At 44.7% G+C, this 15744-nt stretch carries 12 protein-coding genes; 1 reads left to right on the forward strand and 11 read right to left on the reverse strand.

What is annotated here, in order from left to right; genetic code table 11:
* Positions 1-64: 64 nt before the first annotated feature.
* The 11 genes from T433_RS0105495 to T433_RS0105545 all read right to left on the reverse strand — a co-directional run bounded on the left by T433_RS0105495 (position 65) and on the right by T433_RS0105545 (position 12709).
* Entirely contained in the window at positions 65-1123 is a 1059-nt protein-coding gene (locus T433_RS0105495; RefSeq protein ID WP_027455157.1) for a hypothetical protein, read from the reverse strand.
* 25 nt (positions 1124-1148) lie between these two features.
* Positions 1149-2315 (reverse strand): site-specific integrase, encoded by a 1167-nt coding sequence (locus T433_RS0105500; RefSeq protein ID WP_027455158.1) that lies wholly within the window; start codon positions 2313-2315, stop codon positions 1149-1151.
* 248 nt (positions 2316-2563) lie between these two features.
* Positions 2564-3898, reverse strand: a complete 1335-nt coding sequence (gene mnmE, locus T433_RS16430; protein WP_044109290.1) for a tRNA uridine-5-carboxymethylaminomethyl(34) synthesis GTPase MnmE — start codon at positions 3896-3898, stop codon at positions 2564-2566.
* An 18-nt stretch (positions 3899-3916) separates the two neighbouring features.
* Positions 3917-4951 (reverse strand): threonine aldolase family protein, encoded by a 1035-nt coding sequence (locus tag T433_RS16435; RefSeq protein WP_027455159.1) that lies wholly within the window; start codon positions 4949-4951, stop codon positions 3917-3919.
* Between the two features lie 25 nt (positions 4952-4976).
* Positions 4977-5852, reverse strand: a complete 876-nt coding sequence (locus T433_RS0105515) for a nucleoside phosphorylase (protein ID WP_027455160.1) — start codon at positions 5850-5852, stop codon at positions 4977-4979.
* A gap of 20 nt (positions 5853-5872) precedes the next feature.
* Positions 5873-6769 (reverse strand): hypothetical protein, encoded by an 897-nt coding sequence (locus T433_RS0105520; protein WP_155808392.1) that lies wholly within the window; start codon positions 6767-6769, stop codon positions 5873-5875.
* A gap of 241 nt (positions 6770-7010) precedes the next feature.
* The gene (locus T433_RS0105525; RefSeq protein ID WP_027455162.1) at positions 7011-7760 is read right to left on the reverse strand and encodes a tRNA 2-thiocytidine biosynthesis TtcA family protein; all 750 of its coding nucleotides are present in this window, start codon (positions 7758-7760) and stop codon (positions 7011-7013) included.
* 7 nt (positions 7761-7767) lie between these two features.
* Positions 7768-8136 carry a DMT family protein gene (locus tag T433_RS0105530; RefSeq protein ID WP_027450401.1) on the reverse strand — a complete coding sequence of 123 codons (369 nt, stop codon included), beginning with the start codon at positions 8134-8136 and terminating at the stop codon, positions 7768-7770.
* A 113-nt stretch (positions 8137-8249) separates the two neighbouring features.
* The gene (locus tag T433_RS0105535) at positions 8250-10631 is read right to left on the reverse strand and encodes a bifunctional dihydroorotate dehydrogenase B NAD binding subunit/NADPH-dependent glutamate synthase (protein ID WP_027450400.1); all 2382 of its coding nucleotides are present in this window, start codon (positions 10629-10631) and stop codon (positions 8250-8252) included.
* 142 nt (positions 10632-10773) lie between these two features.
* Positions 10774-12093, reverse strand: coding sequence for a serine--tRNA ligase (gene serS / locus T433_RS0105540; RefSeq protein ID WP_027450399.1), 1320 nt, complete (start codon positions 12091-12093; stop codon positions 10774-10776).
* A 7-nt stretch (positions 12094-12100) separates the two neighbouring features.
* The gene (locus tag T433_RS0105545; RefSeq protein WP_027450398.1) at positions 12101-12709 is read right to left on the reverse strand and encodes a riboflavin synthase; all 609 of its coding nucleotides are present in this window, start codon (positions 12707-12709) and stop codon (positions 12101-12103) included.
* Between the two features lie 323 nt (positions 12710-13032).
* On the opposite strand from T433_RS0105545, the gene T433_RS0105550 reads away from it, so the two are divergent.
* Positions 13033-15432, forward strand: coding sequence for a glycoside hydrolase family 2 TIM barrel-domain containing protein (locus T433_RS0105550; RefSeq protein WP_027455163.1), 2400 nt, complete (start codon positions 13033-13035; stop codon positions 15430-15432).
* Positions 15433-15744 lie beyond the last annotated feature (312 nt).

Genomic DNA, 15744 nt, shown 5'->3' on the forward strand with positions numbered 1-15744 from the left:
CAAAAAGTGGACAAATTTGATTTGCCCACTTTTGATGTTGAATTATTAACCTATACAAGGTTATTTATTGTAGTTCATTGTTATACTCCGATGCTATACGTTTGAGTACTAAATCATATGTTTCATAAGTAGGCTTTTTTTGTAGTGAAACAATACCACTCTTCATTGTTCCTAAATTTGGTGGTGCTCCATTGATGGTGAAACACGCATGCGTTTTGACCCAGCAATTTTTATTCGTCTTAGTAAACGTGTGGTGAATGAAATAGGCGAGATGACGTTGATCACTTATCCATTCTACAGGACGCACGAATTTACTGTTTCCAAGATTGAAAATACTAAGGAAATTGTCGTAATCAGTTTCCTTGCTTATATATCCATATGCCACAAGCTCTTTGTACAAAGTGCGAATCCTTCTATTGCCGTATGCCGCAGTAAAGAAAGAATCTTCTTTGGGCTTAATAAGCAAGTTAAAGTCAACTTCTGGGTATAATTCCATAAGAGTCTTTGCTCTTTGAAATTGCTTGGCACTGATAGGAACGGAGGAGAGCTTATTTGCGTAATCAATATTCCATAGCTCCTCGAAGTGTGACCATTTATGTCTTGGTGCCAATTTTAATTCTTCTCCGATGGCAAAGCCAAGAATTTTGAGAGTATATAAATCTGTATCTCCTTTGGGCTGGAAATCAGAGGTCAGATAACCTGCTTTCACAGCTCTCTGAAATAGATTTTCTGCATCTTGGAAGGCAAATGCCTCAGGTAGGCTGGTAAATTTGCCTTTAGATGCTTCGATACTTTCGTTTACCAGTGACAGCAGCTTTGCCGTAGAGTCAATAACTTTGGACAAAGCATCATAGGTGCTGGTTTCTAAAACGGCTTTCCCTTCTTCTGCATAGTTCTTGATAATCTCTGACGAACCCAGAGCACTGATTAAATCAATAATTTTTGGATCAGGATTGAACAGGACGTATTCTATAACGTTATCAACCCATTGCTCAAATTCCATTAACTCGTCAGCATATTGGGATAGATGAACCTTACCCGTAACACCTATATCATAATTAAGCTGCTTGAAGAACTTGTTGAACTTCACAAAGCTTAGTACTGCTTCTTGTCTGCTAACCATATTGTAATAATGAATTAAGGGTTACTTAATCAGATATTTTAGGAATCAAGCTTACGGCTGCCTGTTTGTTCTTATCAAGCACCTTCGCATATATTTGAGTGGTGGAAAGTTCACGATGACCAAGTAATTTTGATACTGTGTATATATCAGCACCAAGGTCAAGCATCATTACGGCAAAGGTATGACGAGCACAATGGAACGTGATATTCTTAGTTATACCAGCAGCAAGAGCCCAACGTTTTAATTCAAGAGATATCCAAGTGCCGTAGGTGAATCCTTCAAATACACGGTCAACATCATTCCGTCGAGTACCAAGATAAGCAACAGCTTCTTCTGATATGTCCAGATATTCTTGACCACCAGTTTTCTTCTGCTTGAAAATGATGCGAGTGAAATTACCTTGTTTGTGGATTTCACCCCAAGTAAGTTTCTCTATATCACTCTTGCGTAGCCCAGTGAGGCATGAAAAGAGGAAGGTGGCCTTCAGAATAGGGTAGTTACATGGTGTGGCTGCAAGTTTCTTGACCTCTTCAATTGTCAGGTACTCGCGCTCAACCTCTTCTTGCTTGAATCCATCGATACCTCTAATAGGATTCTTAGTGATAATCCCTTTCTCAAATGCTTCATTGATACATGCGCGAAGCTTGTTGAAATATGAAACTTTTGAGTTTTGTGATAATCCCTCGAAAGCGTAAACACGCTTAGAACCTCCACGCTTTCTGGTATCTTTCTCTGCAGTGTTCAAATACTCTTTGAATCCTTGAATCCAAGCGGCGTCAATATCATCAAAAGTGGTAAACTCATCGCAATATATTTCGAGATGTTTAAGACAACTGTGCCAGTTGCCCCAATTACCCAAAGTGTCAGGAGTTTTCAAACGTTCTTCGCACATCTGGCGATAAAAATCAAGGAAACGAACTCCTTCCTGTTTGGGCTGTCCTATTTCATATTTGCCACTAAATAGGTCAAGTTCACGTTTGGCTCGCATAGAATTAGCTACTGCTAAGGTCTGGCGGTTTTGCTCCTTCTCAATAGCAGTATTGGGAACAACAAGGTAGAGCTTCAGATATTCTTTCACTCGCTTGCCATTAGAGTAGATGTCAAGATAGAGACTGGAACTTCCATCTGCCAGTTTCTTTTCACGAAGCTTGACTTGTCCTCGTTGAGTTGTTGATGTTTGTTTCTTTGCCATTGCCTTTATAGTTTTAACGAGTTACTACCAAATGTCGCCACGGGGGACAAAAAACCATCTTTCGGGGGACAAAAAATGGGGGTGCGTCACTCTTCGGGGGACATCTGGGGGACAAAGTTAGGCAAAAATCTGCAAACAAACAATACCTAAATCAAAAATCTGCAAAAATCCGAGCAATCTTTAACACTTGAAAACAAGGGATTTACGGGCTTATTTTTGCAGATTTTATGTGTTTCTTTGCAATTGGACTATTTTCCCACGCAGAAGTTTTTGAAGATATTTCCTAAAACTTCGTTGGGGGTTATCTCGCCACCGGTAATCTCTGCTAAGAAGTCGAGAGCTTGACGAAGATCTTCACTTAGGAGGTCTCCACTTATTTGCATTTCAAGACCGTCGATGACACGCTGGATAGCCTCGTGTGCTCGAACGAGCGCATCGTAGTGCCGGGCATTGGTGATGATGACATCCGATTCTGAAGTTTTAGGAGCTGCAGCTATGAGTTGCTGCTTGAGAGCTTCAAGCCCAATTCCGAATTTTGCTTGGAACTTCTCGGTCTTATTTTCGATATTGATGACTGTTTGGTCATCACGTGTCTCTATATCGGGGTAGGGAACACCGGGTTCTGTCATTAATAAGATGATGCGTGCTCGTTGTGCAGCAGCTTTGGAACGCTCTATGCCAAGGTTCTCGATCTGATCATCGGTATGGCGGATGCCTGCGGTGTCAATGAAGCGGAACGTGACTCCTCCTAACTGAATCGTATCTTCTATTGCATCTCGTGTGGTTCCTTGGATATCGCTAACGATAGCACGCTCTTCTCCGAGCAGGGCGTTTAGCAGGGTGCTTTTCCCGACATTAGGAGCACCAACAATGGCTACAGGAATGCCGTTTTTCAGAGCATTGCCAGTTTGAAAAGTGTTTGCCAGATGTGTGATGTGATTGTCGATGTTTTGGGTGAGTTCTTGCAACTCCTTGCGGTCAGCAAACTCAAGGTCCTCGTGGTCGGAGAAATCAAGCTCGAGTTCAAGTAGCGAGGTGAGCTTCAGCAGTTGATCGCGCAGTTGGGCCAGCTTAGAGGAGAAATGTCCACGCAGTTGGCTCATGGCAATTTGGTGAGTAGCCTTATTGGTTGAGGCTATCAGGTCGGCTACGGCTTCGGCCTGTGAGAGGTCCATCTTGCCGTTGAGGTAGGCTCGTTGAGTGAATTCACCTGGACCTGCCTGCTGGCACCCGTTTTCTATTAGTAGGGCCAGAACCTTGTTTAAAATATAACTAGATCCGTGACAAGAGATTTCTGCGCAATCTTCGCCAGTATAGCTATGTGGTGCGCGGAAGATGCTGACAAGAACTTCGTCAATGATGTCTGTGCCATCTTTGATGTGGCCATAATGAATGGTATTTGGTTGTGTATCGCTGATATTCTTGCTAAATACATGAGAAAGAATCTCAAACATTTTGGGGCCTGAAATTCTTATGATTCCGATAGCACCACCTGTGGCTGTGGCAAGAGCGCAGATAGTAGAAACCTCCCTCAATCCCTCCGTAAAGAGGGGGGAAGGTGTGGAAGGATTGGGGGTGTTCATTTTGTATCGAATTAAATGCTATTTAAGTGAATGGAGGGCATTCTCAAGCGTTTGCATGTCTTCATCGGTGGTAGCCCAACTAGTGACGAAACGGCAGAGTGCGTGATTGGCATCGACGGGCTCCCATGTCTCGAAAAGTACATGAGACATGAGCTGTTGCTTTTGGTCGTTTGAAAGAACGACAAATTGTTGGTTGGTAGGAGAGTCCTTGATGTCAATGCCTGCTTTGGAGAACAGTTGACGAAGCTGCATGGCTTTCTGGATGGCGTGCTTGGATAGTTCGAAATACAAATTGTCAGTAAAGAGTGCATCGAACTGTACACCTGCCAAACGACTCTTGGCTAAAAGTGCTCCATGCTGCTTGATGATGTTAAAGAAATGGCGTGGGGCATTATGATGTGGGAAAACAACAGCCTCGCCACAAAGTGCACCTTGCTTAGTACCACCAATATAGAATACATCGCAGTGGTGTGCTAGCCAGGGCAGGTTGAAATCGCATTCATCTGACATAAGTCCATAACCCAAGCGAGCACCATCAATGAATAATGGTAGCTGGTACTCCTGGCAGAGGTTGTAAATGGCTTCTATCTCAGAGGCTTTGTATATGGTGCCCAGTTCGGTAGGCATTGTAATATAGACAATGCCTGGTATTACCATATGTTCGTAAGACGAATCGGCAAAGAATCGTTCGTGGAAAGCACGAAGGTCTTCGGCTGTCATTTTGCCATCATGAGCAGGGAGGGTGATAACCTTATGTCCAAATGCTTCGACAGCACCCGATTCGTGTACGTTGATATGGCCAGACTCAACAGCAATTACGCCTTCGTAGCCAGTCAGCATGCCATCAATAACAGTGGCATTGGTTTGCGTGCCGCCAACCAAGAAGAATATGTCAGCATCTGGCGTTTCGCAGGCTCTGCGTATTTTTTCGCGAGCCTGTTGGCTCCAAATATCAGAGCCATAAGAAGAACTGCTGTTGTCGTTAGTCTCAATAAGACGACGGAGCACTAAAGGATGTGCCCCGTTGTTGTAATCGCTTTCAAATGAAGTCATTATTTAGTTATCCGTTTATATATGATTAAACTCTATCCAGTACTTTCTGAATGAGTGTGTCTATTGAATTCTTATATTCTGTGTTCATTTCTTTTGCGTAGCGGTTGGCAATGACCATGCAACAAGTCATTGCTCGATGTCCAAGCAGCGAGGCGAGGCCTGCTAGGGCACTGGATTCCATCTCGAAATTGCAAATGTGCATACCTTCGTACTCGAAACTTTCAATTTTCTCGTTTTGTTGTGGATCGGCAATGTCGGCACGAAGCTGGCGTCCCTGAGGACCGTAGAAACCACCGCATGCCACGGTGTAGCCACGCACCATATCGTCTTGTGCAATCTGATTGATAAGCTCAGCGTCGGCTATGGCTACGTAGGGTGCACCCTTGATGGGGTCCCATTGCATGTGTTCACGGAATGCTTTTTCCATTGGAATGTCACAAACGACATTGCGTCCAGCATAGAAATTTAATAGACCATCGAAACCGATGCTCTTGACTGAGGCGACAAAACATCCGGTGGGTGTGAAGGGTTGCAGACCGCCACAGGTGCCGATGCGCACCATGGTGAGTGTGCGATGTTCGTCGCGTTCTTCGCGTGTGTTATAATCGATGTTAGCAAGCGTGTCGAGCTCGTTGACCACGATATCAATGTTGTCGCAACCAATACCGTGGCTCTGCACGGTGATGCGCTTGCCCTTATATGTACCAGTGATGGTGTGGAACTCACGACTACTTACCTCGCACTCCTTGGAGTCGAAATGGGCCGCTACGGTATCTACACGGGCAGGGTCGCCCACCAATATTACTTTGTCGGCCAGCTGTTCTGGCTTTAGGTGCAAATGGAAGCATGAACCATCGGCATTGATGATGAGTTCTGAAGGTGCAAATTTCTTCTTTTCCATAGTGATTAGTATTTATGTTTTTATTGTAGTAAGGTGTCGTTCTGTTCCGCTTTTTCCTTTTTGCGAATTTCCAGTTGCAACTGTTCTAACTCTTGTTCGCTTTTAAGAATCTCGGAGCGCAGTGTCTGTCGTTCGCTTTTATTAGCTCGAGCGTAGTAATTGCGTGCCATACGTAGTGCCTTATTGAGCACTTCTGCCTGATGTCGTAGGTCGTCGAGTTCGGATGAGAACTCGCTAATCACTTTTTGACGTGTGACATTTGCCGTCTGTCGTGCTTCGCGATAGCGATTGAGTGCAGTCTTTCGCAGGTTGGAGTTATCCCATGTTTTGGCAATGCAGTTGATATCTGCCAAAGCGCGGAGTTCAGTTTCGGAGTAAGCCTCCGATTGATATACTTGTCGTGTTTCATTAGGTATGAACACGTAGATGCATACTTTACCTTGGGGCTGATGACGATCGGTGACGAAATATCCCAAATTATTGAACTCGTCGATGGCAAAGAAATAATCATTAGCGGTAGATGCAAAAGGCATACCAAGGTTTTCGGGTTTCAGAAATGTACCTTCACTACCGTCGTAACGAGTCACAAAGATGTCGTAGCCTCCAAGACTATTAGCACCCTTCTGTGAGAAATAAAGGGTGGTGCCATCGGGCATCATAAAAGGGTAGTTGGCTGATGCCTCTTTATTGATGCCTTTAGCTGCTACAGGAGTGGTCCAGGTGTTGCCAATATAATCGCTCACGCAAATATGTGAAATCGAGTCTTTGGCATCAAAAACAGTCGTCAGTCGAAAGTCTTTTAATTCATTGGTAAACTGCCCTAGATTATTGTTTTGTACCAATGTTCCACAATCTTTGGCAATAGGGATGAAACGCATAAAGTCGGCAGAGTCAACCACCAAACTGTCGATGAACATAATTTTTTGAGTGGCTTCCAGCATCTGGGCTATGCGTGAATCTTCTTGTACAATTTCAACTACGGGCTTCTTAGTGTTTTTCTTTGACTTTTTCTTCTGTGCATAAACACTAAAAGGCATCAGTAGGCCTAGAATAAATAGAATTGTTATATATCTTTTCATCTCTAATCCTCGTTTTAATAAACAAAGGTACAAATTAAAACCATACAAGGATATAAAGAGAATGGATTATTAACTGAATTTAAGAATTTTCAATTAGTTTTCCTTCTCTTACAAGTGCGTTCCAAAGGCTATGGCGTGTTTCAGGATTCATTTGCTCCACTTTGTCGTATAGATGCTTGATATTTGTTCGATTGCTCTCGTGCTCGAAGGGACATAGTTTGATTTGCTTCTGATAACCTCGCAGCTCAGCATAGCGCTGAATGTCCGATTCTTTGATAAGACAGAGGGGGCGTATGATTTGCAGAGGCATCTTCTTCATTTGCAATAGTGCAGGCATCGTTCCAAATCGTCCTTCGTAGAATAGATTCATGAGTGCCGTGTGTAATATGTCGTCCTGATGGTGGCCTAAGGCTATTTTGTTGCATCCCAGCTCCTGTGCCAAATCAAAGATTTTCTTGCGGCGATACCATGAACAAAGAAAACAAGGCTGCTTTTGTTTCTTGATGTTTGTTTCTGTCGCATCACCTATTTCAAATCGAGTGGTGCATACGTGCAGTTTGACACCAAGTTCATCACAGAATTTCTGCAGGTAATCAGTTGACGTCTCATATTTTATATTCTCCATTCTCACATGAACGGCTTCAACCGCAAATCGTGGATGTTGTATTCTGGCTCGTTTAGCCAATAATTCCAACAAGCAAAGGGAATCCTTGCCACCCGAAAGGGCCACAAGGATATGATCGTCGTCGTTGATTAAATGATAGGTTGCAAACGCCTTTACGAATCGATCCTTTAATCGTTTTTCTAATAGTTCTAATTCTGTTCGCATGAACCCTTTACTTCATAAAAACCAGATAGACAGCACAGATAATGAGAAGGAAGGCCAGAATATGGTTCCAATGCAAGTGGTCGCCTTGAAATAGTATGTTGGCTATGATAGCAAAGACTGCTAATGAGATACATTCTTGAACTACTTTCAACTGTACTAAAGAAAAGGGACCGCCATTGCCAATGAAGCCCATACGATTGGCAGGTACCTGACAACAATATTCAAGGAAAGCAATGCCCCACGAGAAGATGATAACGCCGATGAGTGGCCAGTTACTGCTGACGCCTGTTTCCTGAAGTTTTAAATGCCCATACCAAGCCAGCGTCATAAATACATTGCTCAATATAAGCAAAATAATTGTGTAAAATCCGTTCATAATTTAAGGTTATAAGAAGAGTGAAAAGTGAAAACCTTTTTCCGGAATGCATTCAACCGGGAGTTTTTCCACTTTTCACTCTTTACTATTGTTTAATTACTTGTTGCTTATCATTATTTACTTTGTAAATATGCGTCCATGTTCTGAGCAGCACGACGGCCGTCACCCATAGCAAGAATCACGGTAGCACCACCACGCACGATATCGCCACCCGCAAATATTTCTTTGCGTGAAGACTGCATCTCTTCTGAAACAGCGATAGTGTTCTTTCTTCCCAGTTCAAGTCCTACGATTGATTTCGGTACGAGTGGGTTGGGAGATACACCAACGGCCACAATAACCTGATCGACATCAAGGGTAACCGTCTTGCCCTCAACAGGAACAGGACTACGACGACCTGATGCATCAGGCTCACCCAGTTCCATTACCTGTAGCACAGCCTGCTTAACTGCACCCTGCTCATCGGCAATATATTCGATAGGATTATGCAAAGTAAGGAACTTGATGCCCTCTTCCTTGGCGTGCTTAACCTCCTCAAGGCGGGCAGGCATTTCAACTTCTGAACGGCGATAAACCAATGTGACATCTGCCCCCAGACGCTTGGCTGTACGGCAAGAGTCCATAGCGGTGTTACCACCACCCACTACGAGCACACTCTTGGCAGGATTCAGCGGCGTGTCGGTCTTAGGATTGGCTGCGTCCATCAGGTTTACGCGAGTGAGATACTCGTTGCTTGACATGATGTTGATAGAATTCTCGCCAGGGATATTCATGAAGTTGGGCAGACCAGCACCAGAACCTACAAAGATACCCTTAAAGCCTTGTGTCTCCAGTTGTTCCACGCTGATGGTTTTTCCAACGATGACGTCGGTCTGGAAATGAACACCCATCTTAGCCAGGTTTTCGATTTCCACATCTACAATCTTGTTGGGCAAGCGGAATTCAGGAATACCATATTTCAATACACCACCAATCTCATGAAGCGCTTCAAATACGTAAACATCGTATCCTTTTTTCACCATGTCGCCTGCAAAGCTCAGTCCGGCAGGACCAGAACCTACAACGGCAATCTTTATGCCGTTGGCAGGTGCTATCTCGGGCAAGCTGATGTTGCCGCTTTCGCGTTCGTAGTCGGCAGCAAAGCGCTCCAAATAGCCAATAGCAACAGGCTTTGAGTTCATCTTTAGATGGATACATTTGCTCTCACACTGCTTCTCTTGTGGACAAACGCGTCCGCAGACAGCGGGTAGGGCAGACGTGTTTTTCAGTACTTTGGCGGCTGCTAAGAACTGTCCTCGCTCGATGTTCTTGATAAACGATGGTATGTTGATGTTAACAGGACATCCCTCTACACAACTAGGTTTGGCACAGTCAAGACAGCGTTTAGCCTCCAGCATCGCCATCTCTTTGGTAAGGCCGATGTTCACTTCCTCAGTGCGAGTGGTGGCACGATAAACGGGATCAAGTTCGGGCATCACCACGCGCTCTATCTGTGTGCGCTCTTTTGGTTTCATGCTTTGCTGTAACTCCTTGCGCCAAGAAGCGTTACGATCGGTGAGTACCTCAATGGAATCTGAGCCCCCTAAGTTAGGGGGTTGGGGGTCTGAACCTGCGTCAGACTTTCCCTTGTTCAGACCCCTGTCGTCCCCTAACTTAGGGGACTCAGAGGAATCTAAGTGCTCCTCATAGTGAGCCAGTTCCTCTTGTTCTTCTTTTTTAAAGGTGCCCATACGCTTGAACATCTCGTCCCAATCGACGAGTGCTCCGTCAAATTCGGGACCATCGATGCACACGAACTTAGTCTTGCCACCGATGGTGAGACGGCAGGCACCACACATACCCGTACCGTCAACCATGATGGTGTTGAGCGATACTTCGCAGGGAATGTTATGCTTTTGAGCTGTTAAGTTTGAGAACTTCATCATGATTGGAGGACCAATGGCAAATATCTTGTCCACATGTTCCTGCTCAATGAATTTCTCTATACCAACGGTCACTACGCCTTTCTCGCCATAGCTACCATCGTCGGTCATAATGATGACTTCGTCAGAACTCTCACGTACCTTATCTTCTAATATAATTAAGTCTTTAGAACGTCCGGCCATCACAGAAAGAACGCGATTGCCTGCAGCCTTGAGCGCCTGGATGATTGGGAGCATTGGAGCTACACCGAGACCACCACCAGCACATACCACTGTGCCATAGTTCTCAATCTTGGTAGGATTGCCTAATGGACCAACAACATCCGTTACATAGTCACCCACGTTGAGGGCACAGAGTTTCTTAGATGAAAGACCCACCATCTGAACTACCAGCGTAATGGTACCCTTGTCAATGTTTGCACCTGCGATGGTCAGTGGCATGCGCTCACCATTCTTGCCTACGCGTACGATTACGAAGTTACCGGCTTTGCGGCTCTTCGCAATTAGCGGAGCTTCAATCTCGAAGAGAAAAACTTTCTCTGAGAATTGCTCTTTTCTGACGATTTTGTTCATTGCATTAATTCGTTAGCTTCAATTTGTTTGAATTTTGAATGCAAAGATAACAATTTGTTTTTAATTGGCCACGCTTTTTCGCAAAAAAAGATGCAAACAAATAGTTTTGCTTGCATCTTTCTTTTTGATATGTTGATTATAACTAATCAATTATATCGCATCCCATATAAGGTACGAGTGCAGCAGGAATCTTGATGCCGTTTTCGGTCTGATTGTTCTCAAGCAATGCAGCTACGATGCGTGGCAGAGCCAAGGCCGAGCCGTTCAGCGTGTGACAGAGTTCGGTCTTCTTTGTCTCGCTGTTGCGATAACGGCACTTCAAGCGGTTGGCCTGATAGGTGTCGAAGTTGGAAACTGACGATACCTCGAGCCAGCGGCCCTGAGCCTCAGAGTAAACCTCGAAGTCGTAGCAGATAGACGATGTGAACGACTGGTCGCCACCGCAGAGCAACAAGATACGATAGGGCAGTTCCAATTTCTGGAGCAGACCCTCTACATGAGCCAGCATCTCTTTGTGGCTCTCCTTTGAGTGCTCGGGCTTGTCGATGCGTACAATCTCAATCTTAGAGAACTCGTGCAGACGGTTCAAACCGCGAACGTCCTTACCATAAGAACCTGCCTCGCGACGGAAACACTCGGTGTATGCGCAGTTCTTGATAGGCAGATCTTTCTCGTCGAGAATCACGTCGCGGTAGATGTTTGTGACGGGTACCTCGGCAGTGGGGATGAGATAGAAGTCGTCAACTTCACAGTGGTACATCTGGCCTTCTTTGTCGGGCAGCTGTCCTGTGCCGTAGCCAGAAGCTGCATTTACTACTGTAGGAGGCATAATCTCGGTGTAACCACTCTTGCGAGCCTCATCGAGGAAGAAATTGATGAGTGCACGCTGCAGACGAGCACCTTTGCCGATGTAAACGGGGAAGCCGGCACCTGTAATTTTTACACCCAAATCGAAGTCGATGAGGTTGTATTTCTTAGCCAGTTCCCAGTGGGGCAGGGGATTGGCGATGCCCAGCGATGGGTTGACGTCCCAGTTGCCAACAGTGTCGTTGGCAGTGCACTCCTTGAGGTTGCTCTTTACCACGCGGTTGTCCTCGGCAGCAGCACCCTCAGGTACTTCATCGTAAGGTATGTTAGGAATCTGGCAAAGCAGGCGAGTCATCTCTTCCTGAGCCTGATTCATAGTTTCTTCCAGTTGCTTATTGGTTTCTTTCATCTTAGAAACCTGCTCTTTGATGGTATCAGCTTCAGCTTTCTTGCCTTCCTTCATCAATCCACCAATCTGTGCAGCCATCTTTTTTGCTTCCGACAGATTCTTGTCGAGCTCCTGTTGGGCCTCGCGACGCTGCTTGTCAACAGCCAGAACCTGATCGATAGCTTCTTTGGCTCCCTTGAAATGTTTTTTCTCCAAACCGCGAATCACGCGCTCGGTTTCCTCAGTAATGAGTTTCAGTGTAAGCATAATTATTTTATTTTTGTTTTAGTTCATTGAGACGGGCAATATACTTACCCAAAATATCAAATTCAAGATTGACAACGCTGCCTATCTTAATATCCTGGAAATTGGTATGTTCCAATGTGTAAGGAATGATTGCCACCTGGAATGAATGTGACGTAGGATTGCAAACCGTCAGCGAAACACCGTTGACTGTTACCGAACCCTTATCTACTGTAAAATAGCCATGAAGGGCCATTTCGCGGTTTTCAGGATAGTCGAATGTGAAATAGGTAGAACCATCAGCATCTTCCATGTTGATGCAAGTGGCCGTTTGGTCCACGTGTCCCTGAACGATATGACCGTCAAGTCGGCCATTCATAATCATTGAACGTTCTACGTTTACCTTGTCACCCACCTTCAGCAATCCCAAGTTGGTGCGATCGAGGGTCTCTTTCATGGCAGTAACCACATAGTTGTTGCCATCAATTTTTACTACCGTCAGACATACGCCATTATGAGCTACACTTTGGTCGATGCTCAACTCGTTAGTAAAAGAACAAGTGAGTGTGAAATCAATATTTTCCCTGTCGTGTTCAATGGCTACGACAGTGGCGAATTCTTCGATAATTCCTGAGAACATATTGCTTATTGTCCTTTCTTAAAAATAAAAATGGGGCCGTAAGGGTGATGTGATGAAAACTCCTTTGTTAAAAGATAAGGGCGCTCTCCGTCTTTGTAATCCATCGGCATTTCGAAAAAAGCTTGGTTAATGGCCCGCCATTGACAAGAGAAGACATCCCGAGTTTCAATGTTATTTGATGAGTATCCCGATCGAACCAATACGGCCCCGATGTCTTGTTTCTGGCTGCAAAGTTACTAAATAATTTAGAAATAGTGTACCTTTTCTAAAAAAAATATGTACCTTTGTCTTCGAAATAAATAACTGACTACTTAAAATAAACAATGAGAAAACTTCTTTTCTGCGCAGCAGCTTTATTATTTACGTTATCATCTGTGGCACAACGTCGTATTTCATCCAGTCTTGATTTCGGTTGGCGCTTTATGTCGGGCGATGTTCCTGGTGCTTCTTCCGCCCAGTTTGATGATAGTCAATGGCGTATTATCAACGTCCCTCATGACTTTCAGATTGAACAGCCTTGGGTGGCACCTTCAGCAGATGAAAAGGCCGATAACGACGATCCTGCAGCCAATATTAAGAGCCGACTATCGAGTCGCGGCTTCAAGGAGATGGGAACTGCCTGGTATCGCTATCATCTCACGCCTAATGACTCCTTGAAAAATCGCAGGATACTGCTCGATTTTGGCGGTATTATGTATGTTGGTGATGTTTTCTTAAATGGCGAGTATATAGGTGGAACGAACTATGGCTATGTAGGATTTGAAATTGATATCACCAATAAACTGAAGTTTAATCAGGATAATGTGATTGCTGTTAAAGCCGATACACGCGATCCCTTCAGCTCGCGCTGGTACACGGGTGGCGGATTGTTCCGACAAGTGCGCCTGATTAGCACTGCAAAAGAGGCCTTTTTACAACGCAATCCTTTGCGAATCGTAACGCATGACAACCGCTTCTCCACCATCTATGCAGAGGTGGCAATGATGGGTAAGGAGAAGGTACTGCCGATTGATGTTGTTATAAAGGATCCTAAGGGCAACTGCGTGTACAGTGGTAAAACGGAAATTAAGCGTAATACACCCACACGTTTTGTAGAACAGAAAATAGCCGAAGTGGAGATTGCCAATGCAGAGTTGTGGGATTGCGAACATCCTAATCTCTATACAGTAGAGGTCGTGTTGCACAATGCCAAGGGAGATGTGCTAGATTCTTATAGCGAACATTTCGGATTTCGTACTATCGAGATTACGCCCGAGCATGGTTTGAAACTAAATGGTAAGAAGGTTCTTCTAAAGGGTTATGCTAACCATCATTCACTAGGCGCTTTGGGCGCTGCCGCCTATCCTCGCGCCATAGAGAAGCGTATTCAACTGATGAAGAAATATGGTATCAATCATATTCGTACTTCTCACAATCCCTATAGTCGCGAGTTTATTGAACTTTGTGACAAGTATGGCATCTTGGTTGTAGATGAGCTCTATGACAAATGGACACGCCAGCATACAGGCGGTCGAGTGGCTTTCGAAGAGCTATGGCAGCATGATGTGCCGGAATGGGTGAAACGTGATCGCAACTCTCCCAGTGTAGTGCTGTGGAGCTTAGGCAATGAGCTTCAGCAAGATCCAAATCAGCCCTTTAATGATTTTGGTGTCACCATGTATCAACTGATGAAAACATTGGTGCTGCGCTACGATAGTACTCGTCTTGTGACTGTAGCTATGCATCCCCGCTATCGCAACTGGGCGACAGATTCTCTACCTTGTGACCTGGCCATGAAGACCGACGTTCAGGCATATAATTATAGGTATATGTATTTCCCTGGTGACGGACGTCGTTTCCCATGGATGAAGTTCTATCAGAGCGAGGCATCCGTTTCGGCTATGGGACAGAACTATTTCGAGATGGATCGTGAGAAGGTCATCGGTTTGGCTTATTGGGGCGCTATCGATTACTTAGGCGAGAGTCAGGGGTGGCCTGCCAAAGGATGGAGCCAGGGCGTTTTCGATTTGGAGCTGAATCCCAAACCCAAGGCTTACTACATGAAGAGTTTCTTCTGTCCTGACGAGCCTGTGGTTCATATCGGAGTGATAGAGAAAAAAGGTGATCAGATGTGGAATGGTGTGCAGACGGGTAATGATGGTTTGAGCGACCACTGGAACCGTATTGCAGGACAACATCTTTCGCTGGTAACTTATACCAATGCCGATGAGGTAGAACTGCTTTTGAACGGCAAGAGTCTTGGCGTGAAGAAAAATGATGTAAAGAATGCCAAGATGCGTAACCAAATTCGTTGGAACGATATTGTTTATCAGCCTGGTAAGTTGGAAGCCATTGCCCGTACTAAAGGAAAAATTGTTGCTCGACACCAGATAGAAACGACAAAAGCTCCTGTTAGACTAAAGGCTGAATCGGATAATAACAACTGGAAGGCCGATGGCATAGATCTGCAACATATTCGTATTACTGCTCTTGACGCAAAAGGTCGCCTCGTGCAGACAACAAATGAAGATGTGACTTTTACAGTAGATGGAAATGCGCAGATAGTAGGTGTTGTTAATGGTGACATCAACTCAGATGAACTACATGTTGACAATCATCGTCGTCTGTTCAATGGCTCTTGTACCGTTATACTTCGTTCAACTCGCGAGGCTGGTGTTATTACACTTAAAGCGCAGGCTGCAGGTATGAAACCTGTTGTGCTTAAGCTTTCAACAAAAGAGTGATTGGTCGTTGATTATTGACCATCGGCCATCGGCCATTATCGCGTCCGTTCGGTTGCAAGTGAGCATAGGCGATTGGAATATTCTTGTCATTGCCAAGCGATGAAGTCGATGGGAACATTTAATAGCATTGGTTTTGCATTGCAAAAGCATTGTAATTGATGTTCAATAGTTATTGTTTAATCGCGTAAAACTGGCACTATTGGTTCGCTTCCAGACTCTAGAATTGCGTATTCCAGAGTCTGGAAGTTCTCGTTCTAGAGTCTGGATCTATTTGTTCTAGAGTCTAGAAATATGTTATCTAAAGTCTAGAGC

This window comes from Xylanibacter brevis ATCC 19188 (genome assembly GCF_000621725.1).
Lineage (GTDB): Bacteria > Bacteroidota > Bacteroidia > Bacteroidales > Bacteroidaceae > Prevotella > Prevotella brevis.